We start from the raw sequence: 22,967 nt of genomic DNA, 5'->3' as shown, positions 1-22,967 counted from the left end.
TAATAATGTTGCTAAATTGGTGATATTCTATTGCCTCGGCATAGTTCAGCAGAGTTCGGTGTTCATCCATAGACGGGAGCGTGAAATGAAAGCAATGATTTTGGCTGCAGGCAAGGGCACCCGCGTGCGCCCGCTGACCTATGACTTACCCAAGCCCATGATCCCCATCCTGGGCAAGCCGGTAATGGCTTATCTGATCGAGCACCTGGCCAAGTATGGCGTGCGCGATATCATGGTCAATGTCAGTTACCTGCATGAAAAGATCGAAGAGTATTTCGGCGATGGCCACCAGTATGGCGTGCAGATCGGCTACTCCTTCGAGGGCTATACGACCGATGACAGCGTGGTGGTGCCGCAGCCTATCGGTTCAGCCGGAGGCATGAAGAAGATCCAGGAGTTCGGCGGCTTTTTTGACGACACCACGATCGTGCTGTGCGGCGACGCGGTGATCAATCTGGACATCCAGTCGGCCCTGTTCGAGCATCGCCGCAAGGGCGCGCTGGCCAGCGTGATCACGCGCGAGGTGCCGTGGGACAAAGTATCGAGCTATGGCGTGGTAGTCAGCGACAAGGATGGCCGCATCGAGGCCTTCCAGGAAAAGCCCAGCCAGGAAGCGGCCCTGTCCAACCATGTCAGCACCGGTATCTATATTTTCGAGCCGGCCGTGCTGGACCTGATACCGAAGGATGCGGTGTTTGACATCGGCGCCGACCTGTTTCCCTTGCTGGTGGAAAAAGGCTTGCCCTTTTACGCGCAGTCGCGCTCCTTCAACTGGATCGATATCGGCAATATCAAGGATTACTGGGAAGTGTCGCAAAGCGTCATGATGGGCGAAGTAGCCCATATGGACGTGCCTGGTATACAGTTGAAAGACGGTATCTGGGTCGGTTTGAATACGCGCATCGACTGGGAGGGCACGCAGATTGAAGGGCCCGTGTATATCGGCTCGGGCTGCAAGATTGAGGCGGGCGCCACCATTATCGGCCCCACCTGGATCGGCCATGGCAGCCACATCTGTTCAGATGCGCGCGTGGTGCGCAGCGTGCTGTTCGAATATACGCGCGTGCTGCCGAAGATTTCACTGGAAGAAGTCATTGTCTTCAAGGAGTATAGCGTCGACCGTAACGGCGACATGAAGCATGTGTCCGAATGCCTGACCGATGAATGGTCGAATGCGCGCGACCGCCGCAGCAAGCGCCGCAATCCCGTTGAACTTGCATTATCGAAATAAATAAAGGATGTCCACCATGAAGATTTATCCCGTTATCCTGTCTGGCGGCGCCGGCAGCCGCCTCTGGCCCTTGTCGCGTGCCGCGCTGCCCAAGCAACTGTTGCCGCTGGTGTCAAACAAGACCATGCTGCAGGAAACGGTGTTGCGTCTGGCCGGCCGGCCGGAAATGATGGCACCGTTGCTGATCTGTGGCGACGAGCACCGCTTCCTGGTCGCTGAACAGATGCGCGATATCGGGCGTGAACCGCTGGCCATCATGCTCGAATCGGTGGGCCGCAATACGGCGCCTGCCGTGGCCGCCGCAGCCTGGTATCTGCAAGCGACCGATCCGGAAGCCATCATGCTGGTACTGCCGGCCGATCACGTGATCGAAGACCCGGCTGCCTTCCATGCTGCCATCGAACGGGCGCTGCAGCCTGCCTCGCAAGGTGCGCTGGCTACTTTTGGCATCGTGCCGACGGCGCCGGAAACTGGCTATGGCTACATCCGGCGCGGCGCGGCCATCGCCGGTAGCGAGGCGTGCTACCAGGTCGAGCGTTTTGTGGAAAAACCCGATGCGCAGACGGCGGCCGGTTTTGTCGCCAGCGGCGATTACTTCTGGAACAGCGGCATGTTCTTGTTCAGCGCCGCCAGCTATTTGCAGGAGTTGAAACAATTCCAGCCGGCCATGGCTGATGCCACGAAAACGGCTGTAAGCCTGGCTTACCGCGACCTGGACTTTTGCCGCCTGAACGAAGAGGCGTTCGCCGCCTGTCCCGCCGACTCCATCGATTATGCCGTGATGGAACACACCAGCCACGCCGTGGTGGTGCCGGCCGAAATCGGCTGGAGCGATGTCGGTTCCTGGTCCGCCCTGCGCGAAGTCTTGCCGCACGATGCAGATGGCAACGCCGTGCGCGGCGATGTGTATCTCGATGCTGTGAGCAATTCGCTGGTGCGCGCCGAGAGCCGCATCGTGGCGGTGATCGGCCTCGATGACGTTGTCGTGGTGGAAACAGCCGACGCCGTACTGGTGACGCACAAGGACCAGGTACAGCGGGTCAAGCAGGTGGTGGGACATTTGCAAAGCACGGGGCGTACCGAACATTTGCAGCATACCAAGGTGTACCGTCCGTGGGGCTGCTACGAAGGCATCGACCTGGGCGACCGTTTCCAGGTCAAGCGCATCACCGTCAATCCTGGTGGCAAGCTGTCCTTGCAGATGCACCATCACCGCGCCGAACACTGGATCGTCGTCAGCGGCACGGCGCAGGTGACGTGTGGCGATGAAGTCAAGCTGCTATCGGAAAACCAGTCGACCTATATTCCTATCGGCATGACGCACAGGCTGGAAAACCCGGGCCGTTTGCCGCTGCACCTGATCGAAGTGCAGTCGGGCAGCTACCTGGGCGAGGACGATATCGTTCGCTATGAAGACGTCTACAAGAGAGTCTAAGTACGATCCCATCAGTATTTTCAAGCCTGGAATATGCTGGTGGGAAACAGTCTCGCCGGAAACAGCTAGTGTTATCCCTGTGCGTAAACTATTGGTATAAAAGTGAGCCCAATAAGTTTCCATTAAGTAATTATTTATTATATTTAATGTAATGAATTGTGGGTTTTTGTGATATTATTTCGTCATGGAATTTTTATCAACGCGTGGGTGCTTCGGCATCTGCCAGCCCTCAAGGTCCTCGATGAATAACAAGATGAATGGTGTATCGGCGTTCGCTTCAAGCAAACAAGCCTTTCGGGCCGCTGCCATGGCCTGCGTGTTTGCCACTGCGGCGCTGGTCTCGAATGCCGCGTTGGCGGCCGATATCAGCAAAAAGACCAGTGTCATTGAGCTGACCGATGGTTCGGGCGGTTTCTTCAGCACCTTTGGTAAAAACAATGCAAACGGCACGTTCATCGATAACTACACTTTCAGCATCGATGAACTGAGCAGCTTCAGCGGTATCACGACCTCCATTTCCACCAAGCCCAGCATCGACTTGCTGGAACTGACGGGTTTCAAGCTGACCGATTCGCTCGGCAATGTCTTCAACGGCACGCGCATCCAGTCGGGCCAGGTCGACGAGTGGAATCTGTTGGTCGACAAACTTGCCGTGGGCGCTTACACCCTGAGCGTCAGCGGTACAGTATTGACCAGTGCCGCCGCCAGCTATTCGGGCACCATCAACCTGTCCGCCGTGCCTGAACCGGAAACCTACGCCCTGCTGCTCGCTGGCCTGGGTGTGATGGGTTTTGTGGCCCGCCGCCGCAAGCTGGTCGTCAAGACTGCGTGATACAGGCGGTGGAATATGAAAACGGATGCTGCGGCATCCGTTTTTTTTGCGCCTCAGATCAGGGCCGCGCTGGGAATATCGCTTGGTAGGGCAGGGATTTCAAGGTAAATTAGCAATTGCTGCAAGCGCACGCTTGTCCCTACGACCCGTACAGGCTACTCCTATTCGCTTTGAAATATCTGCTCTTTCCCCTGCTGTTCGCCGGTGCTTTAATGCACACCCACGCCGATGCCCAATTTGCCTCGTCCGCCATGCCTCCCGCGCTGACCGCCGGGCAACTGGCGCTGGTAGTCAACGACGATGAGCCGAACAGTGTGGCGATTGCCGAGTATTACCGGCAGGCGCGCAATATTCCAGCCGCCAATATCATCCATGTGCGCATCCCCAACCGTCCGCGCAAGCTCAGCGCCGGCGAGTTCGCCCCCCTGAAAAAGCAGATCGACAGCCAGCTCAAGCCGGAAATCCAGGCCGTGCTGATGGTCTGGACGGCGCCGTATGCTGTCGAGTGCAATTCCATCACCTCGGCTTTTACCCTGGGCCTCGATGCAGGCCTGTGTTCCAGCAGCTGTGGCGTGGGCCAGCCCAGCAGCTACTTCAATGCAGCACGCGGCTTGCCCTATGGCGATTACAAGATGCGCCTGAGCATGCTGCTGCCCACCGAATCCGTGGCCCAGGCGAAAGAGTTGATCGATCGTGGCGTCAGTGCCGGTTTCCGGGTGCAGGAAGCCAATGCCTATTATCTGATGACCAGTGAAACGGCACGCAATAGCCGCGCGCCATTCTTTCCACCGGCCGGCCGGCTGCCGTCGAAGAAATTGAATATCAAGCGCTTGCGTGCCGACGAGCTCGACGGCGCATCGGACATCATGGTGTACCAGACGGGAATGGCGCGGGTGGGCAAGCTCGAGACCTTGAAGTTTGCGCCAGGCGCACTGGCCGATCATTTGACGTCGTATGGCGGCGACTTGCTGGGTACGGGACAGATGAGCAGCTTGCGCTGGCTGGAGGCGGGCGCCACGGCCAGCTATGGCAGCGTCAGCGAACCGTGCAATTACTGGCAGAAATTTCCGCAGCCGACAGTGCTGCTGCAGCGTTATTTATCGGGCGACACCGCCATCGAAGCTTATTGGAAAAGTGTCGCCTGGCCCGCGCAAGGCGTTTTTATCGGTGAACCTTTGAGCACGCCATACCGCCGCTGAAGCCTTAGTTGCGGCGGCGATTTAAGACCAGACTGAGCAGACCCAAGCCCGCCAGCAGCATGGCCCAGGTGGACGCTTCCGGTATGGCCGGGATATTCGGATCGACAGGCGTCACGATGGGCGGCGTCACCACGGGTGGCGTGATGACCGGTGGCGTCGTGGTGCCGGTATCGGGCGTATCGGGTGGCGCGACACCGCCCGATACCGGCGGGTTGGTGCCAAACAGCCCAGGGTCTCCCGTATTGCTGCCAACGCCGCCGGGACTGACGAAGCTGGCGGCCGCCAGGCGTTCGGTGCCGCCAAAATTGCCCGCTGGCCAGCCTACCGCTGCTGCTGGCTGGAACGGCTGTATGGTTGATGCCGCATTGAAACTGTCTGTGCCGGTGCTGGATGCGGGGCCATTGCCGGACGCCAGCGGACGGCTGGCAACGCTGGGGAAGTTCAGCGCATCCGATGGCAATCGTTTTACTGCTGTCTTGCCATCGTCGCTGGACAAGGGGCGGTGGTAGGCAGCATCGTCGCCGAGGCTGCTGACCGTGCCTGGACCGACACCATCATTCTTGAATTCATCGTAATTGATATCGCCATTGGACAGGCTGCATGGGCTGGCTACGCCTTCCAGGCTGACCGCAGAGGCGTTCTGTCCCTGCGCCTTGCCTTTTTCATCCTGCATCGATTGTGAACAGTTCGGCTTCTTGGCCGGCGGCACGGCTTGCGGGTTCACATAGTAACCGGTGTAGCTGTTCGCCAGGGCAGGCAAGGGAGATACCAGTAGCGTAGCCAGGACGGCGGCAAGCAACAGCGTCGGGTTTGAATGGTTGCTATTTTTTCTCATGATCAATATTCCCTGTTTCTGCTGTCTGTGTCTCTACTATCGTTCGCCCGGCGTATCGCTGCTTCTTGATGGCAAGCGTTTTATTGGTACCGCAACCGATAGTAACACGCTTGCTCTGCCGGCAATATCCAATAACTTATTTTCATTTATGTTTAGATAATAAGTGCATACTTTTATGCAACAAAATATTGTCTGATTATTCAAGTTGCCACTGCTGCATCTGCCAGCTACATGCATACCAGTTAAGTTTTGTCATCAAGTTGTCACGGCTGAATATTATGATTGAGTTAATAACAAAAAGCCTATCTAATTACCTAATTTTGTTGTCTTAACTTTAGCGCCGCCTGTTTATTGTGATGGGCGGAAATTTTAATTTCCATCAGGAATCTTCATGAAAAATTGTTTTACGCCAGGCTCGCCTGGACAACCACGCTGTGCCGGACAATGGCGTCTGACGGTCATGGCCAGTTTGCTGGCATCGCTGGGCCTGCCCGCGCTGGCCGCCTCCGATGTGGTCATCAGCCAGGTGTATGGTGGCGGTGGCAATAGTGGCGCCTTGTATCGCAATGATTTTATCGAAATCTTCAACCGCAGCGCCAGCCCCGTCAATTTGACCAACTGGAGCGTGCAATATGCTTCTGCGGCAGGATCGAGCTGGGCTGTAACGGCCTTGCCAGCAATTGAGTTGCAAGCTGGCCAATATCTGCTGGTACAGCAAGCCCAGGGGACAGGCGGCACGCAGGATCTGCCGACGCCGGATGCCACGGGCACTATCGCCATGTCAGGGACGGCGGGGAAAGTGTTGTTGAGCAGTAGCAAAACGGCCCAGACGGGCGCCAATCCCGCTGGTTCGCAAGTGGTGGACCTGGTCGGCTTCGGTACCGCCAACGGTTTTGAAGGCGCTGTTGCGCCTGCGCCATCGAATACCCTGGCGATTCTGCGGGCGAATGGCGGTTGCGTCGATACGGATGACAATGGCAACGACTTTGCCACCGGCAGCGTCACGCCGCGCAATACGGCTTCCGAGCGCCGTGTGTGCGGCGGTGCCGTGGTGTACCCCATCGTTACCAGCTGCCCGGCCAGCCTGGCGCTGGCGCTCGGCAGTGGCGGCAATGCCGTGCTGCGCGCCTCCGACGTCGATGGCATTGTCAACGCCGCCGTGCTGACTTCCCCGGCAGTGGCCGGCATCAGCCTGGGCCAGTTCAGCGCGGCCGGCGTGGCGGGCGAGAGCGCCAGCGTCAGCTTGCTGGTAGCCGCTGGCGTGCCGGTGGGCAATTACCCCGTCGTCGTCAAATTCAGCAATGACCAGCAGCAAACAGCGACCTGCCAGGTGAATGTGGCCGTACAGGGCCTGGCTGCTGTTACCCATACGATCCCGCAAATCCAGGGGCCTGGCGCGAGCAGCCCGTATGCCAATTCGGTGCAGACCACCGAAGGCGTGGTGACCTTGAAAGTGGGCACCGGCTTCTTTATCCAGGATCCGGCCGGTGATGGCGATCCCACCACCTCGGACGGCATCTTTGTGTACACGGGCAATACGGTTGCAGCAGTGCAGCCGGGCGACCTGATACGCGTGACGGGTACGGTGTTCGAATACACGCCATCAGGCGCAAAAAATTCGTACACGGAATTGAAGGACGTGACTTCCATCATCACGCAAAGCAGCGGCCACAGCATCGTGCCGGTCAATGTGACGTTGCCCAACGATAATCTGGGCCAGGTGGAAGGTATGCTGGTGCGTTTTACGCAGCCATTGACCGTGTCGCAAAACGCCTTCCTGGGCACCCGTGGCGAGCTGACCTTGTCGGCAGGCCGGCGTGAAGTGCCGACCAACCGCTATCCGGCCGCTTCGCCCGAAGCACTGGCGCTGGCCGCTGCCAATGCCGGCAATATCATCGTGCTCGACGACGGCATCTTTGTGGCACCTGCCACGATACCCTACCTCGGCGACGATAACACCGTGCGCAGTGGCGACACGGTGGCCGACCTGACCGGCGTGGTCGACTTCGGCGCCATCGGTGGCGGTGGCGCTGCCTACAAACTGCAGCCGACCGTGACGCCGCAGTTTTCGCGCGACAACCCGCGCACCGGCGCCCCGGACCTGCCATCGGGCAACGTCAAAGTCGCCAGCGCCAACGTGCTCAATTTCTTCACGACCTTTACCAATGGCAATACGGTGTTTGGACAGACGGGGCAGGGCTGCACGATAGGCTCGTCCACAACCAAGTCGAATTGCCGTGGTGCCGACAACCTGGCTGAATTCATCCGCCAGCGCGACAAGATCGTGGCCGAACTGAAAGCCATCGACGCCGACGTAGTGGGCTTGATGGAAATTCAGAACAATGGCGAAACGGCTGTCAGCTATCTGGTCGACCAGCTCAATGCCTCCATCGGTGCCGTCAGCTACGCCGTGGTGCCCAAGCCGGCCGCCACTGGCACGGATGCGATCCGCGTGGCGATGATCTACAAACCGGCCAAGCTGGGCCTGGTGGGCGGTGCGCTATCCGATGCGGCGGCCATCAACAACCGGCCACCGATGGCGCAAACCTTCCGCGCGGCCAATGGCGAAAAATTCTCGCTGATCGTCAACCACCTGAAATCGAAAGGCAGCTGCCCGTCCGGCAGCGGTCCTGATGCGGACAACAACGACAGCCAGAGTTGCTGGAACGCTACCCGCGTGCAGCAGGCGCAGCGCCTGGTCGGCAGCTTCGTGCCGCAAGTGGCCGCCGCCGCCGGCGACAGCGACGTGCTGATCATCGGCGACTTGAATTCGTATGGCGCGGAAGATCCGATCCAGGTCATCACGGGCGCCGGCTTCGTCAATGAGCTCGAGCGTTACGTGCGTCCGGCGGGCATGCCGTATTCGTTTATCTTTGGCGGCCTGAGCGGCTATCTGGACCATGCGCTGGCCAGCGCCAGCCTGAGCCCGCAAGTAGCCGGCGTGGCGGAATGGCATTTGAATGCCGATGAACCGGAAGTGATCGACTACAACATCGACTCGGCCAAGCCGCAAGACTTGTACAACGCCTTGCCTTACCGCGCCTCGGACCATGACCCGGTCGTGATCAGCCTCGACTTGCAGCCGTCTTACCGTGATATCACGGGCGCCGTTTCGCTTGCCAGCTCGGGTCTGGTCTACAACCGCGTCACGCAAAAGTACACGGGCAGCTTCAGCTTCACCAACACGGGCGCGAGCGCCATCAACGGCCCATTCCAGGTGGTGTTCGGCGGCTTGCCTGCTGGTGTCAGCCTCGATAACGCCAGCGGCAGCCGCGCGGGCGCGCCATATGTCAGCGTCAAGACAGCCAGCCTGGCGCCGGGCGCGACAGTGTCCTTCGCTGTCAGCTTTAGCAATCCTTCAAAACTGACCATCAACTATAACGCCGGCATTTTCGCTGGCAGCTTCTAAGGGGACTACCATGTTTGCACCGACCTTCAATCTGAATCTCACCTTGCGCCGTGCCGTGCTGGCTGCGCTGCTGGCCGCTGGCAGCAGTGTTGCCATGGCTGATCCTCTGCACTATCACGTGGAAATCGATACCAGCCAGTTCTCTGGCGCTGGTTTCCTGGACTTTGCCTTTCTTGCTGGCAATAGCCCGGCGCCTGGCGCCACCGCCACCCTGAGCCAGTTCTCGGGCGCCTTTGGCGCGCTCGACAGCAAGGAAGGAAATGTCAGCGGCAGCGCACCGGGCACCCTGGTGTTCGGCAATGGCGGCGGCTATAACGACTGGTTCCAGAACGTCAGCCTGGGCGGCAGGTTTGCCTTCGACATTGTGTTTGGCGGCGACTTCCTGGGCACGAATGGCAATGTGGGTACCACCTTCAGCCTGGGCTTGCTCGACCAGTCGGCATCGGCCTACCTGGGCAATCCGAACGGCAACTTGCTGCAGTTCGACTTGATGCCGCTCAATGGCGCTTTGCCGGCGTCGATCGCCGCCAGCACTTACGCCAGCATCGCGTCGATCTCGGCCGTGCCGGAAGCGTCGGAATGGATGATGCTGACGGGCGGCCTGGCGCTGATTGGCTTTGCCCTGCGCCGCCGCCGCGTCGCCGCTTTGACTGCTTGATTATTGTTGCTTGTTGTTGATCGCCGCACCGTTGACCTGTTCGACGGTGGCTGACGATACCTGTGTCACGCCTGGAATCACCTTCAGGCGTGACACTTCGTTTTCTGTCAGCAAGGCTGCAAAACCATTCAGTGTGACCGTGTAGTGGTATTGCACAGGTACATTTCCAAGCAATGCCAGCACGGCGTTCTGCTTTTCTTCCAGATCAAGTACATAGCGGCGTGCCGCCTCGCTATCGCTCTCCAGATGCTGCCCTTGAACTGTATAGGACGCCAGCGGTGGCTCGGCCAGCAGCACGATATACGCGTGTCTTTCTGCGGATGCTATCTGCATGGCAATACTCCTTGTATTGAAGGCTGACCAGGAATCATAGTCCTTGTACTGGTGTCGCACGCATAAAAAAACGCGCCCCGCAGGGCGCGTTCAAGTAGCAGTTGCCGGGTGATATTAGAGCGCGCTATCGACCTTCGCTTCGCGCAGGGCAGGCGCCGCCAGTGGCAGCGGGCTGTTGGTCTCTACCGACAGCACGGTGGTGGCTGCTGCTGCGTTACTGCCATCGAGGAAGACTACGCCGCCCAGATAGCGTTTGCCGCTGTCCAGCGCAGACCAGCTGACGCCGGCCGTGGCGCTGCCGCCCACATACACTTTGCTCGGCACGGTAGCTTTCAGGTTGCCGCCCTTGTCGGCCGTCGTGACGACGGCTGACGACAGGCCGAAGCCGGTCGACACGTTATTGGCCACCGAATAGCCGATCACGCACAGGCGGTAAGTACCGGCCGCTGGCGTGCTCAAGGTGATGGACTCGTTGCTACCCGAGTTGGTCGAGGCGGCGACGGTGGTGCCAGCGCTGTTCAACAGCAGCAAGTCCAGATCGTTGCCTGCGCCTTCCGTTGTGTCGCGGTCAAACGTTTCAAAGCGGGCGACTACGGTATTGGCCGGAATTGGCACGCTGAGCACGCGGGTGCCCGTGGCGCCGGTACGGCATGCGGTATTCATCTGCGCCAGCGTTTCCACGCTGCCAGCGATGGCCTGGCTGATCGTTTGTGCGCTGCGCGTGACTTCCTTCAAGCCACCGGTCGTTGCGCCAACCTTGCCGGCAAAGCCGGTGGACAAGGTGAGCGAACGCAAGCCGCTGACGGTGTTCGCCTGTATCAATGCCGGCGATTGCACCGAGCGTCCCGAGCGGGCCGTGACGGGGCTGCGCACCGAGTGCTCGCCATCGCTCCACACCAGTGCGCCGTATTGCCACACATTGTCTGGCGCCGTGGTGCGCGTCAGGGTGACGGTGAACGATTTGGTTTCGCCAGGCGCCAGGCTCAAGCTGCTAGGCGCCACTGCGATGCTATAGCCCGAGATCGAGGCGCTGGCGTTGTAGGTGGCGCTGCTGCTGCCAACGTTGGTGACCCGGCGCGTGACGGTTTGAGTACCGAGTACGTTGCCGATGGTGATCGATGGCAAGTTCAGGTTGTAACCGGCAATGCTGCCAGTGGCGCATTCAGTGGCCATGCCGGCGCCGCACATGTATTTCTTGTAGTCGGCCAGGTCGGCGTCATACACCAGCCCAGGATCGGCCGCCTTGTTGGGCGTCACATGGCCGGCGCCCTGGCCCCATGGCAAGATGCCGCGCGCATCGCCAGCCTGGGCGTCGGGCAGGGTGCTGCTGCCGGTGGTCATCAGGGCCGATTTGATGGCGGCAGGGGACCAGCTTGGATGTTGCTGGCGCAACAGCGCCGCCAGGCCGGCCACGTGCGGGCTGGCCATCGAGGTGCCTTGCAGGAAGATATACGCTTGCTCCGGCACCAGGCTGCCATCTTGCACGGCATCGCGCTGGGCGCGGGTCAGCGCTGGTGTACCGCCAGCGAGGATGTCGACGCCAGGCGCGGTGACGTCAGGCTTGAGCACGTTGACGTCGAACAGGTTAGGACCGCGTGACGAGAAGTCGGCCACCACCGGTGCTGCCGGGCCATTGCCATTGGTGACGAAACGCGAGATGGCCGCCGTCGAGGCGCCCGTTTGCGCCTGTGCATTGATCAGTGCGCCATCGGCGGCGCTGACGTGGATGGCTGGCAATACGTGCGGATCGGAAACCAGGCCGATACCGGTGTCGACCAGCACCATGCCGGCGCCGCCCGCTTCCAGTACGGCCACGCCCTTGTCGGTGCGCGCCGTGGTGCCGCGCAGGCAGCTGACGACCTTGCCGGCAACCTTGGCCGGGTCCAGCAGGGCGATGCCGCCGTTATCGCCGGCGCGGTAGCACAGGGCCAGTTTTTGCGGATCGGCGCCCGGCAAGCCGGCGTCTTGTGCGCGGATCAGGGCAGTGGCAGGCAACGGTGTCCAGTTCAGCGACGCACCCGTGTACTTGGCGCCATTGGCCAGGGTCACGGTAGCCTGATTGGCGCGGTTGTGGGTCGACGCTGCCACGGTTGCCAGCCATGGGCTGATATGGGCCACGGTATTGGCGGGCCCCGAGTTGCCGGCGGATGCGGCCACGAACACGCCTGCATTCGAGGCATGCAAGAAGGCTTGTTCAACCGGGTCGTTGATGACGGTGCCGCCACTGATCGAGTAATTGATTACATGCACGCCATCCTTGACGGCTTTTTCAATCGCCGCCACGCTGTCGCCACCCCAGCAGCTGTTCTTGGCGCCCGTCGCCTGGGTTGCCAGATTGTAGGACCAGCAGACCTTATAGACGGACAAACGGGCGCGTGGCGCGATGCCGGAAATGGCACCCAGCGGCGAGCCGCCGACGCTGACAGGTACGCCGCTATTGCCGCCGGCGGTGGACGAGGTATGCGTGCCGTGGCCGCCTTCGCCATTCGGATTGCCGATCGAATCGCGTGGCGAGGTAAATTCGCTCCAGTGGGCGATCTTGTCCGTCTCGGTCAGGCGCACGGCATTGAAGTATTGCGCACCGATCAGTTTATTGTTGCAATGGGCTTCCGTGAAGCCTTCGCCGGTCTGGCAGGTGCCGCGCCAGTTGGCGGGCGCCGCGCCATAGGCCAGGCTGGCCGATTGGTCGAAGGTCGGCTTGCCGTCTGCATCGGCGCGGTCCGCATAGGACAGGTTTTCAGGCCAGACACCGCCATCGACGACACCGATGATGATGTCTTCGCCCGCATGCTGTTTGCCGCCCAGCTGGTTCCACAGGCCGCCCGGCTGGTCCAGGCCCAGGAAGATCGGCGTGTAGTTCGTTTGCAGCTGGCGTGGCTCGTCGGGCTCGATGCTGGCGACATCGCCGCTCGCTTGCAGCTGGCGCACTTCGGCGTCGGTCAGCAGGGCGGAAAAACCATTGAGTACGATCTTGTACTGGTATTGCACGGGGGCGGCAGTCACGATGGCTTGCACGCGCGCCTGTTTCTGGTCCAGGTAGTCGGTGTACAGCTGTACTTCCGTGCTGGCCAGGTCGAGGCGGCTGCCGGCTGCCGGCTGGGTAGCGCTCAAGCCTGGTACTGCGCCGGCATAGGAGGCGATCGGTTTATCGGTCAGCTGCACGATGTACGGACGGCGCAGGTCGTCGGCGTGGGCGTGGATGCTGAGGCTGGCAAACAGGCTCAGGACGGCAAGCGCAGCAGGGCGTAAAACGGGACGGAATGTCATGTCAGGGTTTCCTGGTATCGGTATGGACGGAAGAGGAAAATCAGGCTTGCTTGCGGCGGCGCGCCACGAAGCCGATGCCAGCCAGGCCCAGCAGCATCATGGCGTAGGTCGATGGTTCCGGTACCGAGGCGATGATGTTGTCGAGCGCAAACTGGCCTTTGTTGCTATTGAACGCGTTGCAACTGCCGCTGGTATTGCAAGTGAAGCCGAAGAAGGCCAGCGACTCAAAACGCTGGCTGGCAAAGCCGGCGCTGGTGTCGAAATGCTGGAACTGGAAGCTGCCGCCCACGGGGCCGCCCAGCTGGTAGGTTTCATACAGCGAGCTGCCGTCCGCGTAGAAGCCTTGCACGCGCAGCAGGCCGGCAATCGCCGGATAGCTGGCGCCCTGGGCATAGCCGATGAAGCTGGCGTCGAAGCCTTGCAGGCTGACCGAGCCGCCGGCTTTCAGGGGATCGAGGTAGACGATGCCATCGTTGAGAGCAGCGTAATAATTATTGGTCGTGCCGGTCGGGCAAGCCTGGCCGCAAGAGGCCGGGTCGCCGCCATTGAAGATCGCGCCGACCAGATCGCCAGGCGCCGCGCCAGGGACATTGGATATACCGGTCAGCAAGAAATTACCGATTTCAAGGCTGTCGCCGTGACCGACGAATTGATTGTCCAGGTTGTTGAAAGTGATCACATCTGCCTGGGCGGCGGGCGCTGCGGCCAGCGCGGCGCCGAGCAGGGCGCCACCCAGCAGTTTCGCGAATGGAAAACCAGATGGGGTGGCTTGGCGCTGCGAAGTACCGTACATTAAATGAGTCATGAGCTCTTCCCTTGTGTATTTTGATGGAATTTTTTTAATATGCTTATGTGGATATCGCCCTATGTCGCCGTTGAATCTGGCATGCATGAGGTTGGCTTTTAATATAGCAAAATAGGAAATTAAATTTGCAAATATTGTTGTATTTTTTATTTGCGAGTTACAAAAAACAACAGAATAAAATTTTCTTTTTACTATTAAATTTTAACCAATAGTTACCGCATCCTGAATTGAAAATAAATCATGCCTTTAATGAAATACCATTTTTGCATTCTGGCTTGGTCACTCCTGACGTATTTCAAATTGGTTTCCATGGAAATAAGTTGCCACAGGGAAAAAATAAAACATTGTCTCAACCATTCGTGGCATGGTAGGCTGACGAATTGGACCACTTTATTGCGTCATCATGGCGCAGGGTGGCAGCGATCAATTAAGGAGCGCCGCGGATGCACGCAGTACACAGCCACGCAGTACATAACCAGCCAGTGAAGCAAGCAGGCCATCGTTTTTCATGTGGCAAAGGCAATAAAAAAGCGGATCAAGCAGGTTTTACCTTGCTGGAATTGCTGGTCGTTATCGTGATTATTGGTTTGCTGGCCGCGTATGTCGGCCCCAAGTATTTTGCGCAACTGGGCAAGTCCGAAGTGACCGTGGCCAAGGCGCAAATCGAGGCGTTTGAAAAATCGCTCGATACCTATCGTCTGGACGTGGGTCGCTATCCCAGCACGGAAGAAGGACTGGCCGCCTTGCTGGCCGCGCCGCCAGCCGCCGGCACCAGGTGGAATGGCCCGTACCTGAAGAAAGCCGTGCCGCTCGATCCATGGGGCCACCCATACCAGTACCGTGCGCCAGGCACCAAGGGCGAGTACGAGATCATTTCCCTGGGCAAGGATGGCCAGCCCGGCGGTAGCGGTGAAGACGCCGACATTACTTCACAATAAGATTTCATCGCCATGCAGTTCGATGTTCGGGTCTTGTCTGCCGACATGACCGTATCCAGTCTGATCATCGATGGTCGCGACGAAGCCGACGCCCGCCAGCAGGCGGAGGCGCGCGGCCTGTTCGTCAGCGCCATCGCGCCGTTGCGCGGCACGCCATTCAATGCCGTCAAGCGGCGCCAGGGCAAGAGCCTGTCGCTGGTCTTGTTCAGCCAGGAATTGCTGGCTTTGCTGACTGCTGGACTCGGCATTGTCGAGGGCCTGGAAGCGCTGCTGGAAAAAGAAGCCAATCCGGGCACCCGTGGCGTACTCGGCCGCCTGCTGGAAGGCTTGCGTGAAGGCAAGCGCTTTTCGGCGGTGCTGGCCGACCAGGCCGATCTGTTTCCACCGTTGTATATCGGCATCGTGCGTGCTGCCGAAGGCACCAGCGACTTGCCACGCGCCTTGTCGCGCTATATCGATTACCAGCAGCGCATCGACCTGGTGCGCGCCAAGATCGTCAGCGCCGCGATTTATCCGGTAATCCTGCTGCTGGTCGGCGGCGGTGTCAGCACTTTCCTGATTACCTATGTGGTGCCGCGTTTCGCCGAGGTATACCAGGGTGCTGGCCGCAGCCTGCCATGGATGTCGCAATTGCTGCTCAGCTGGGGCCAGTTCGCCAGCAACCACACCACCATGCTGCTGGGCGGTATCGCTACGGTGATCGCGCTGGGCACCTTGCTGGTGCGCCGCATCACCGCCAACGGCGGCGCGATCCGCCTGGTGGCCAAGGTGCCGGGCATCGGCGAACGGGTGCGCATCTATGAGTTGTCGCGCTTGTACCTGACCCTGGGCATGCTGTCCGAAGGCGGCATCACCATCGTGCAGGCGATTACCACGGTGCAAGACATGGTTTCGCCCGGCATGCGCAGCTCGCTGCAGGCGGCGCGCCTGAGCATCGAAGCGGGCTTGCCACTGTCAACCTCGTTTGAAGTCAATGGCCTGACCACGCCCATTTCGCTGCGCATGCTGCGTGTCGGCGAACGCACTGGCGACATGGGACCGATGCTGAGCCAGTCGGCGGCCTTTTACGATGGCGAGATCAGCCGCTGGATCGAGCGCTTCACGCGCACCTTCGAGCCGCTGCTGATGGCCGCCATCGGCTTGGTGGTCGGCGCCATCGTGGTGTTGTTGTACATGCCGATTTTCGATTTGGCCGGAGATATTTCATGAGTGTTGTTCCCTTGGCCGGCGCGGCGCCGGCCATCGATGCTGCGCTGCTGGGCCGTGCGCGGGCCTTGCGCGCCAGCTCGAAACGTTCGCTGGTGGAAGAGCTCGAAGGGCTGACCGGCATCGAGCCGCGCCTGGTGGTGCAGGCGCTGGCGCAGCCGTTTGGCCTGGCCGTGCTGGAAACGGCCGATATGCTGGCATTGACGCCGGCCTTCGACTTGCTGCCGCTGTCGCAGGCCTTGCCGCGCCACGCGGTGCTGTTGCGCGGCGCGCAAGGGCAAATAATCGGCGTGATCGCCGACCCGTTCGACCTCGACCTGCAAACCTGGCTGGGCGCGCGTGCACGCACTTCGCCGCAGGCGCCACTGCAATTGCGGCTGGCGCTGCAAGCCGATATAGGCGCCTATCTGTCGAAGCAGGAAGAATCGGCGCGCGCCGTCGACAACCTGCTGCCGGGCGCCGCAGGAGACGCCAGGCGCGATGGCAAGACGGCCGCCGTGCTGTCGTTCGCTTCGGTGTCGGAAGCAGGCAGTCCGGCTGTCAAGCTGGTCAACTCGACCCTGTATGACGCCTTGAAAGCGGGCGCCTCGGACATCCACCTGGAAAGCACCGCTGGCGGCCTGGCCGTCAAATACCGGGTCGACGGCGTGCTCGACCACGCCACCTCGGTCAACGGCATCGAAGTGGCGGAACACATCATTTCGCGTATCAAGGTATTGGCCGAACTCGATATCGCCGAACGGCGCGTGCCGCAGGACGGCAGCTTCCGGGTCGAAGCGGGCGGCCGCGAAATCGATTTGCGGGTCTCGATCATGCCCAGCATTCACGGCGAAGACGCGGTGATCCGTATCCTCGACAAGCGCGCCATGATCGAAGCCTACGGTTCGCTGACCTTGGAAGCGCTGGGCTTCGACGCGCCGTCGCTGGCGACCTTGCGCACCCTGGCGCAGGAAGCGTACGGCATGCTGCTGGTGACGGGCCCCACCGGTTCCGGCAAGACCACCACCTTGTACGCGGCGCTGACGGAAATCCATAACGGGCGCGAAAAAATCATCACCATCGAAGATCCGGTCGAATACCAGCTGCCCGGTATTTTGCAAATCCCGGTCAACGAAAAAAAGGGCTTGACCTTCGCCAAGGGCTTGCGTTCGATCCTGCGCCACGACCCCGATAAAATCATGGTCGGCGAAATCCGCGACCGTGAAACCGCCGAAATTGCGGTGCAGTCGGCGCTGACGGGCCATCTGGTATTGACCACCGTGCACGCCAATAACGTGTTCGACGTATTCGGCCGCTTTACCCACATGGGCATCGATCCGTATGCGTTTGTGTCAGCCTTGAACGGCATCTGGGCGCAGCGTCTGATCCGCACCAATTGCCCCCATTGCGCCACCGAATACCGGCCCGACGACCAGGAACTGGCCAGCGTGGGCCTGTCCCGGGCCGACGTCATCGATTACCAGTTCATGCAGGGCAAGGGCTGCGGCGATTGCCGCGGCACCGGCTACAAGGGACGCCGTTCGATCGCCGAGATATTGACCTTGAACGATGAAATCCGCGAACTGATCGTCGATAAGCGGCCGATACGCCAGATCAAGGCGGCCGCCTACCAGAATGGCACGCGCAGCTTGCGCCTGGCCGCGCTGGAGCTGGTCAAGCGCGGCGCCACCACCATTACTGAAATCAAACGGGTGACTTTGCATGCGTAGAAAGTGGGGACAGGCATTGCGGATCGGCGTGTCGCGGTCGGCTGTCGCCGTGCTGCGCAGCAGCCGCTGGTCGGGCGACAAGCTGAGCCGCCTGGCCGAGCAGGCCGTGGTGGCTGATGCCGAAGATGTCCATGCAGCCATCGGCCAGGCGATCGATACGGTGCTGCGCAGCGCTGCCTGCGCCGGCCATGCCGGCTGGCCGGTCAGCTTCGTGCTCGACGACGACTTGCTGCGCCTGTGGCAAGTGGCGCTGCCGACGGGCGCGACCCGGCCGCAAGACCTGGCGGCGGCCGCCGCGATGCGCTTCCAGGTGCTGTACGGCGAAAGTACGGCAGCCTGGAGCATCAACACGGGATGGGCGGCCGGCGCGCCGTTTTTTGGCGCCATGCCGCGCACCTTGCTATTCCAGATCGAACGGGCCGCTGCCGCCCACAAATTGCATATCGTCGCCATCGTGCCGCATTTCGCCGCCGCCTGGAACCGCTGGCAAGCTGCGCTGGCCAAAGGCGCCTGGTATGGCTTGCTGCATGACGGCGTACTGACCGTCGCCGCCGTCGAGGCAGGCGTGCTGCGCGCGGTAAGGCCATTGCCGGTGCCCGCGGGCGCCGGGCATGACTGGCTGAACCAGAGCCTGCGCCGCGAAGCGCTGCTGCTGGACCTGGCGGCGCCGTCGAAACTGATGTTGTCCGGTCTGGCGCCGCTGTCGTGGAGCAAACAGTCAGCCACTGCCGGCGACTTGCCGCTGGTCTGGCTGGAACCGGCCATGGCCGGTGTCGACTGGCCGGCCAGTGCGCTGCTGGCGCGGGCAGGGAGTACTGCATGAGCCGTTTGCATATCGATTTTGCTCAGCGCAGCTGGCGCCGCACGGTATTTCATACGCACCCTGCCGTGTGGGCCGGCGCCGCGCTGGGCCTGCTGCTGTGCGGCGGCGCCGCGCTGGCCGGCTACCAGGTGTTTGAAGAGCGCCAACAGCGATTTGCAGCCATCGAGCGTGCAGCGCAGCGCCAGGCGATCGCGTCGCAACCGAGGCAGCCCGCAAAAAGCGCCGTGCAGATTACCGAGGCGCAGGCGGCGTTTGTCAATGCGGCGGTGTTGCAACTGAATTTGCCGTGGCGCGATTTGCAGGAGGCGGTGGCCGCCGCTACGCCACCGACGGTGGCCTTGCTGGCGCTGGAGCCCGATGCACGCAAGCGTGTGTTGAAAATTACCGCGGAAACGAAGAATAGCGATGACATGATTGCCTATATCGAGCAATTAAAGCAGCAGGAATTATTTAGCGGGGTGCAGCTGCTGCGCCATGAAATCAGCCAGCTCGACCCGAACCGGCCGATACGTTTCCAGCTTGAAGCCGGCTGGAGTGCGCCATGAAGCAGCTGCAGCAATTGGATGTCCAGCAATGGCTGCTGCCGTTGCGGCTGGCGCTGATGCGCGGCGGACAAGCCCCTTTGATCGCTGGCGTATTCATACTGTGTCTGCTCGGTGCGTCTGGCTGGGGCTGGGTATTCCAGCAGCGGACCGCGTTGCGCCAGATGGTGGTGAAACCGCTCAGTGCGCCGCCTGTGCTGGCCGTTGCGCCGCCGCCGGCCAGCGCCGAGCAGAACCTGGCCGTGTTTTACGATACGCTGGGCGAAAAGCGCTACGCCGAACAGCAGGTCAAGACCTTGTTCGACCTGGCTGCCAAGAGCGGCTTGAGCCTGTCGCAGGGCGAATACAAGTCGGCTTATGACAAGGCCAGCCGGGTCAGTACCTACCAGGTGGTCTTGCCGGTCAAGGGTTCGTACCAGGCGCTGTGGTCATTTGGTTTGCAGGCGCTGCGCGCAGTGCCGTTCGCTTCGCTCGACGAACTGGCTTTCCGGCGTGAACAGATCGCCGACACCAGCCTGGAAGCGCGTTTGCGGCTGACGTTTTATTTGAAGGATGGTCTGCCGCCAGCGGCTGGGGCGCAGCCATGAAGCGCCAGCATGTGATCATGGGTCTGGCCCTGGCGGGCGCCGCCGCGCTGGTCCTGTTCGGCGACCGCCAGGCCGCATCCGACGTGTCCGAGGCGGTCGAGCGCACGCCGGCCGCGCCGCGTGACGATGCCGCGCTTGCTGTCAAACCGGGCAAGCCTGGCGACAAGGAAGTGGCGATCGTGGCGCTGCGTCCGCGCGCCGAACTGGTTGGCGAAGCCGGCGAGGCGGTGTTCGATGGCGGCGAGGCCGTGTTCCTGAGCCAGAACTGGAATCCACCGCCACCGAAGGCCAGCCTGCAGCCGTCGGGGCCACCACCGCCGCCACCGGCGCCGGTGGCGCCAGCGATGCCATTTACCTATATCGGCAAGGCGGTCGGCGGCGGTGTATGGGAAGTCTTCCTGTCGCGTGGTGCCGACAAGACCTATGTGGTGCGCGAACACACGATTATCGATGGCGTCTACCGGGTGGAAAAAATCACCCCGCCATCGATGACGATGACGTATTTACCTTTGAACCAGGTTCAACTGATCAACATTGGAGCACTCGACTGATGCTTAGTCCATTACAGACCGCCGGCGACTGCCTGCCGTACAGGAAGCTGGCGCTGGCCGCGGCCGCCGCCATGTTTTTGTCCGGCTGCGCGGGACCGATCGCTTACCGCGACGGCAACGATCTGATAGAAAAAAACCAGATCGAGGCGGGACTGAAGAAGTTCCAGGATGCAATCGCGGCCGACCCGAGGAATGCCAAATACCGCAGCACCTATTTGAACGTGCGCGACAGCAACAGCCAGCGCTATCTGCAGCAGGCCGATGCCGAAGCGGCGGCAGGCAAGATCGAGCCGGCGCGCGAAACCTACCGCCAGGTGCTGGCGCTGGACCCGCAAAACGAACGCGCCCTGGCCGGTTTGCGTTCCATCGACATCGGGCTGCGGCAAACCAGGATGCTGGCGGAAGCGGCCACTGCCATCGCGGCCAGGCAATACGAGCCGGCGCGCCAGCGCCTGAATGCGATCCTGACTGAAAACCCGAACAATGACAAGGCGCGTGCCATGCTGCACGACTTGAACGACAAGACCGCGCCGCCGCTGATCGAATCGGGCCTGGCCCGCTCGTACAAGCAGCCGATCTCGATCGAGTTTCGCGATGCGCCGTTGAAGCAGGTGTTTGAAGTGATCGCGCGCCGCTCCGGCCTCAATTTTGTGTTCGACAAGGATGTCAAGGCCGATAACCGGACCTCGATCTTCCTGAAGAACAGCACGGTCGAGTCGGCGATTTATTATCTCTTGATGACCAACCAGCTGGAACAGCAGGTGATGGACGCCAACACGGTGCTGATTTATCCGAACGTGGCGGCCAAACTGAAGGAATACCAGGAAGTGATGGTGAAGACCTTCTTCCTGTCCAACGCCGACGCCAAGACGGTGGCCAATACCTTGCGCACCATCCTGAAGACGCGCGATATCGTGGTCGATGAAAAGCTCAACCTGGTGATCATGCGCGACACGCCGGAAGCCATCCGGCTGGCCGAGCGCATCGTCAACCTGCAAGACGTGCCGGAAGCCGAAGTGATGCTGGAAGTGGAAGTGCTGGAAGTGCAGCGCAACCGCACGCTCAACCTCGGCATCAACTGGCCGCAGTCGGTGGGCTTGACGCCGCTGAGCACGTTTAACGGCAATAGCCTGACCCTGGATGACCTGAACCGTATCAACAAGAGCACCATCGGCGTGACCGGCCTGGCGGCGACCACCATCAATGCCGGCAAGGTCGACGCGGACGTCAATTTGCTGGCCAATCCGCGCATACGCGTGCGCAACAAGGAAAAGGCCAAGGTCGTCATCGGCGACAAGGTGCCGGTGATTACCTCGACCATTTCGCCCGGTTTCAGCAGCCTGGCAACGGAATCGGTCAGCTATATCGACGTCGGCCTGACCCTGAACGTGGAGCCGACGATTTACCTGAACGGCGACGTGGCGATCCGCGTGGCGCTGGAAGTGAGTAATCTGGGGCCGCAGACTGTGACCAACTCGGGCTCCAAGGTGTACCAGATCGGTACGCGCCAGGCCTCGACCTTGCTGCAATTGAAGGATGGTGAAAACCAGGTGCTGGCCGGCTTGCTGAGCAGCGAAGAGCGCAGTGGCAGCAACAAGGTGCCCGGCATCGGTGAGTTTCCCGTGCTGGACCGGCTGTTTGGCACTGACAAGAGCGATGACAATAAAACCGAGATCGTGCTGTCGATCACGCCGCACCTGATCCGCAAGGTGCAGCGTCCCGAAGCGCAGGATTCCGAATTTTCGGCCGGCACCGAGGGCAGTTTCCGGCGCCGTCCCGACCTCAGCATCAAGGGCAACGTGGCGATGCCGAGTGCAAGCGCCGGCGGCAATGTGATCGTCAGCGGGCGTGGCGGCAGCGGTGGCGGCAGCTTGCCGCCGGCGCCGCCGCAATCGCCGATGGCCCCGCCGCCGGCAGCCTTTCCGCAAAGCATAGCTGCGCCGGACATCACGCCGAGCCCTTCGGCGGCACCGGCGCCCGCGCCGCAAGCCGGTACGCCGCCCGAGCAGCCGCAGGCGCCCGCAGCCTTGCCGACTAGCCAGCCGAGCCAGCAGAGTCAGTCAGCGCCGCTGGGCGTGCCCCTGTCGTCCGGCCAGCCGGTGCCCGTGCAATCGCTGCAGCCGCCGTCAAAATGAAGTTGCGCGCCGGCTTCACCCTGATCGAACTGCTGGTGACCCTGGCCATACTGGGCGTGCTGGGTACCTTGGTATTGCCAGTCACGCAGGTGACGGTGCAGCGGCGCCAGGAGCAAGAGCTGCGCCGTTCCTTGCGCGAGATCCGGCAAGCCATCGACGCCTATAAAAAGGCGTACGACGATGGCCGCATGGTCAAGACGGTCGACGGTAGCGGTTATCCTAAAAAGCTCGAAGTGCTGGTCGAAGGCGTGCTGGACTTGCGCAGTCCGAAACACAGCAAGATTTTTTTCCTGCGCCGCGTGCCGCGCGATCCATTCAATCCCGACGCGAGCCTGAGCGACGCGCAAACCTGGGGCAAGCGCAGCTATGCCAGCGAAGCCGAAGAGCCGCGCGAAGGCGACGATGTGTATGACGTCTATTCGACTTCCGCCAAAATCGGCTTGAATGACGTGCCTTATCGCAAATGGTGAAC

General features: G+C 60.9%; 19 protein-coding genes. 15 read left to right on the top strand and 4 right to left on the bottom strand.

All coding sequences use genetic code 11. The features are described 5' to 3' along the window. Nucleotides 1-85: 85 nt before the first annotated feature. The 4 genes from HDE75_RS16700 to HDE75_RS16685 all read left to right on the top strand — a co-directional run bounded on the left by HDE75_RS16700 (nucleotide 86) and on the right by HDE75_RS16685 (nucleotide 4,697). A complete protein-coding gene (locus tag HDE75_RS16700; protein ID WP_183678278.1) occupies nucleotides 86-1,231 on the top strand; it encodes a sugar phosphate nucleotidyltransferase in 1,146 nt (381 codons plus the stop codon). A gap of 16 nt (nucleotides 1,232-1,247) precedes the next feature. After that, nucleotides 1,248-2,666 (top strand): mannose-1-phosphate guanylyltransferase/mannose-6-phosphate isomerase, encoded by a 1,419-nt coding sequence (locus tag HDE75_RS16695; RefSeq protein WP_183678275.1) that lies wholly within the window; start codon nucleotides 1,248-1,250, stop codon nucleotides 2,664-2,666. A 241-nt stretch (nucleotides 2,667-2,907) separates the two neighbouring features. After that, a complete protein-coding gene (locus HDE75_RS16690; protein WP_183678273.1) occupies nucleotides 2,908-3,498 on the top strand; it encodes an FxDxF family PEP-CTERM protein in 591 nt (196 codons plus the stop codon). A gap of 212 nt (nucleotides 3,499-3,710) precedes the next feature. Further along, complete coding sequence (locus HDE75_RS16685; protein WP_183678271.1) at nucleotides 3,711-4,697, top strand: TIGR03790 family protein; 987 nt, start codon at nucleotides 3,711-3,713, stop codon at nucleotides 4,695-4,697. Between the two features lie 4 nt (nucleotides 4,698-4,701). On the opposite strand, the gene HDE75_RS16680 is transcribed toward HDE75_RS16685, so the two are convergent. Further along, nucleotides 4,702-5,532 carry a PEP-CTERM sorting domain-containing protein gene (locus HDE75_RS16680; protein ID WP_183678269.1) on the bottom strand — a complete coding sequence of 277 codons (831 nt, stop codon included), beginning with the start codon at nucleotides 5,530-5,532 and terminating at the stop codon, nucleotides 4,702-4,704. Nucleotides 5,533-5,923: 391 nt separating this feature from the next. On the opposite strand from HDE75_RS16680, the gene HDE75_RS16675 reads away from it, so the two are divergent. Together HDE75_RS16675 and HDE75_RS16670 are read left to right on the top strand one after the other, a co-directional pair. Beyond that, entirely contained in the window at nucleotides 5,924-8,941 is a 3,018-nt protein-coding gene (locus tag HDE75_RS16675) for an ExeM/NucH family extracellular endonuclease (protein ID WP_183678268.1), read from the top strand. Between the two features lie 10 nt (nucleotides 8,942-8,951). Then, on the top strand, nucleotides 8,952-9,599 hold the full coding sequence (locus tag HDE75_RS16670; protein WP_183678266.1) for an NF038129 family PEP-CTERM protein: 648 nt from the start codon (nucleotides 8,952-8,954) through the stop codon (nucleotides 9,597-9,599). On the opposite strand, the gene HDE75_RS16665 is transcribed toward HDE75_RS16670, so the two are convergent. From HDE75_RS16665 to HDE75_RS16655, 3 genes are all read right to left on the bottom strand, one after another. Further along, nucleotides 9,600-9,932: a protease inhibitor I9 family protein gene (locus tag HDE75_RS16665; protein WP_183678264.1), complete on the bottom strand. Its 333-nt coding sequence runs from the start codon at nucleotides 9,930-9,932 to the stop codon at nucleotides 9,600-9,602. Between the two features lie 114 nt (nucleotides 9,933-10,046). Next, on the bottom strand, nucleotides 10,047-13,199 hold the full coding sequence (locus tag HDE75_RS16660; RefSeq protein ID WP_183678262.1) for a S8 family peptidase: 3,153 nt from the start codon (nucleotides 13,197-13,199) through the stop codon (nucleotides 10,047-10,049). A 40-nt stretch (nucleotides 13,200-13,239) separates the two neighbouring features. Further along, nucleotides 13,240-14,004 carry an NF038120 family PEP-CTERM protein gene (locus HDE75_RS16655; RefSeq protein ID WP_260174182.1) on the bottom strand — a complete coding sequence of 255 codons (765 nt, stop codon included), beginning with the start codon at nucleotides 14,002-14,004 and terminating at the stop codon, nucleotides 13,240-13,242. Between the two features lie 443 nt (nucleotides 14,005-14,447). Here HDE75_RS16655 and gspG point away from each other — a divergent pair, with 443 nt between their 5' ends. From gspG to HDE75_RS16610, 9 genes are read left to right on the top strand one after another with little or no spacing between them, the layout of a single operon-like run. Beyond that, complete coding sequence (gspG, locus tag HDE75_RS16650) at nucleotides 14,448-14,942, top strand: type II secretion system major pseudopilin GspG (RefSeq protein ID WP_260174183.1); 495 nt, start codon at nucleotides 14,448-14,450, stop codon at nucleotides 14,940-14,942. Nucleotides 14,943-14,954: 12 nt separating this feature from the next. Beyond that, nucleotides 14,955-16,151, top strand: a complete 1,197-nt coding sequence (locus HDE75_RS16645) for a type II secretion system F family protein (protein WP_183678260.1) — start codon at nucleotides 14,955-14,957, stop codon at nucleotides 16,149-16,151. After that, nucleotides 16,148-17,857, top strand: coding sequence for a GspE/PulE family protein (locus HDE75_RS16640; protein ID WP_183678258.1), 1,710 nt, complete (start codon nucleotides 16,148-16,150; stop codon nucleotides 17,855-17,857). The genes HDE75_RS16645 and HDE75_RS16640 overlap by 4 nt, the downstream gene beginning before the upstream one ends. After that, complete coding sequence (locus tag HDE75_RS16635) at nucleotides 17,850-18,680, top strand: hypothetical protein (RefSeq protein ID WP_183678256.1); 831 nt, start codon at nucleotides 17,850-17,852, stop codon at nucleotides 18,678-18,680. Before HDE75_RS16640 ends, HDE75_RS16635 begins: the two co-directional genes overlap by 8 nt. Beyond that, the gene (locus tag HDE75_RS16630) at nucleotides 18,677-19,225 is read left to right on the top strand and encodes a PilN domain-containing protein (protein ID WP_183678254.1); all 549 of its coding nucleotides are present in this window, start codon (nucleotides 18,677-18,679) and stop codon (nucleotides 19,223-19,225) included. The genes HDE75_RS16635 and HDE75_RS16630 overlap by 4 nt, the downstream gene beginning before the upstream one ends. Continuing rightward, nucleotides 19,222-19,809, top strand: a complete 588-nt coding sequence (locus tag HDE75_RS16625) for a hypothetical protein (protein ID WP_183678252.1) — start codon at nucleotides 19,222-19,224, stop codon at nucleotides 19,807-19,809. The genes HDE75_RS16630 and HDE75_RS16625 overlap by 4 nt, the downstream gene beginning before the upstream one ends. Then, entirely contained in the window at nucleotides 19,806-20,360 is a 555-nt protein-coding gene (locus HDE75_RS16620) for a hypothetical protein (RefSeq protein ID WP_183678250.1), read from the top strand. The genes HDE75_RS16625 and HDE75_RS16620 overlap by 4 nt, the downstream gene beginning before the upstream one ends. Continuing rightward, on the top strand, nucleotides 20,360-22,495 hold the full coding sequence (locus HDE75_RS16615; RefSeq protein ID WP_183678248.1) for a secretin N-terminal domain-containing protein: 2,136 nt from the start codon (nucleotides 20,360-20,362) through the stop codon (nucleotides 22,493-22,495). The genes HDE75_RS16620 and HDE75_RS16615 overlap by 1 nt, the downstream gene beginning before the upstream one ends. Next, nucleotides 22,492-22,965 carry a type II secretion system protein gene (locus tag HDE75_RS16610; protein ID WP_183678246.1) on the top strand — a complete coding sequence of 158 codons (474 nt, stop codon included), beginning with the start codon at nucleotides 22,492-22,494 and terminating at the stop codon, nucleotides 22,963-22,965. The genes HDE75_RS16615 and HDE75_RS16610 overlap by 4 nt, the downstream gene beginning before the upstream one ends. Nucleotides 22,966-22,967: the final 2 nt, after the last annotated feature.

Source organism: Janthinobacterium silvisoli, from assembly GCF_014200725.1.
Classification (GTDB): Bacteria; Pseudomonadota; Gammaproteobacteria; order Burkholderiales; family Burkholderiaceae_D; genus Janthinobacterium.
The sequence above is the reverse complement of the archived record's forward strand: the minus strand, read 5'-3'. Positions and strand labels throughout refer to the sequence as shown.

What these genes read in the sequence shown, in the direction of transcription:
- HDE75_RS16700 (WP_183678278.1), top strand. Translation starts at nt 86, where the DNA reads ATGAAAGCAATGATTTTGGCTGCAGGCAAGGGCACCCGCGTGCGCCCG.
- HDE75_RS16695 (WP_183678275.1), top strand. Translation starts at nt 1,248, where the DNA reads ATGAAGATTTATCCCGTTATCCTGTCTGGCGGCGCCGGCAGCCGCCTC.
- HDE75_RS16690 (WP_183678273.1), top strand. Translation starts at nt 2,908, where the DNA reads ATGAATAACAAGATGAATGGTGTATCGGCGTTCGCTTCAAGCAAACAA.
- HDE75_RS16685 (WP_183678271.1), top strand. Translation starts at nt 3,711, where the DNA reads ATGCACACCCACGCCGATGCCCAATTTGCCTCGTCCGCCATGCCTCCC.
- HDE75_RS16680 (WP_183678269.1), bottom strand. Translation starts at nt 5,532, where the DNA reads ATGAGAAAAAATAGCAACCATTCAAACCCGACGCTGTTGCTTGCCGCC.
- HDE75_RS16675 (WP_183678268.1), top strand. Translation starts at nt 5,924, where the DNA reads ATGAAAAATTGTTTTACGCCAGGCTCGCCTGGACAACCACGCTGTGCC.
- HDE75_RS16670 (WP_183678266.1), top strand. Translation starts at nt 8,952, where the DNA reads ATGTTTGCACCGACCTTCAATCTGAATCTCACCTTGCGCCGTGCCGTG.
- HDE75_RS16665 (WP_183678264.1), bottom strand. Translation starts at nt 9,932, where the DNA reads ATGCAGATAGCATCCGCAGAAAGACACGCGTATATCGTGCTGCTGGCC.
- HDE75_RS16660 (WP_183678262.1), bottom strand. Translation starts at nt 13,199, where the DNA reads ATGACATTCCGTCCCGTTTTACGCCCTGCTGCGCTTGCCGTCCTGAGC.
- HDE75_RS16655 (WP_260174182.1), bottom strand. Translation starts at nt 14,004, where the DNA reads ATGACTCATTTAATGTACGGTACTTCGCAGCGCCAAGCCACCCCATCT.
- gspG (WP_260174183.1), top strand. Translation starts at nt 14,448, where the DNA reads ATGCACGCAGTACACAGCCACGCAGTACATAACCAGCCAGTGAAGCAA.
- HDE75_RS16645 (WP_183678260.1), top strand. Translation starts at nt 14,955, where the DNA reads ATGCAGTTCGATGTTCGGGTCTTGTCTGCCGACATGACCGTATCCAGT.
- HDE75_RS16640 (WP_183678258.1), top strand. Translation starts at nt 16,148, where the DNA reads ATGAGTGTTGTTCCCTTGGCCGGCGCGGCGCCGGCCATCGATGCTGCG.
- HDE75_RS16635 (WP_183678256.1), top strand. Translation starts at nt 17,850, where the DNA reads ATGCGTAGAAAGTGGGGACAGGCATTGCGGATCGGCGTGTCGCGGTCG.
- HDE75_RS16630 (WP_183678254.1), top strand. Translation starts at nt 18,677, where the DNA reads ATGAGCCGTTTGCATATCGATTTTGCTCAGCGCAGCTGGCGCCGCACG.
- HDE75_RS16625 (WP_183678252.1), top strand. Translation starts at nt 19,222, where the DNA reads ATGAAGCAGCTGCAGCAATTGGATGTCCAGCAATGGCTGCTGCCGTTG.
- HDE75_RS16620 (WP_183678250.1), top strand. Translation starts at nt 19,806, where the DNA reads ATGAAGCGCCAGCATGTGATCATGGGTCTGGCCCTGGCGGGCGCCGCC.
- HDE75_RS16615 (WP_183678248.1), top strand. Translation starts at nt 20,360, where the DNA reads ATGCTTAGTCCATTACAGACCGCCGGCGACTGCCTGCCGTACAGGAAG.
- HDE75_RS16610 (WP_183678246.1), top strand. Translation starts at nt 22,492, where the DNA reads ATGAAGTTGCGCGCCGGCTTCACCCTGATCGAACTGCTGGTGACCCTG.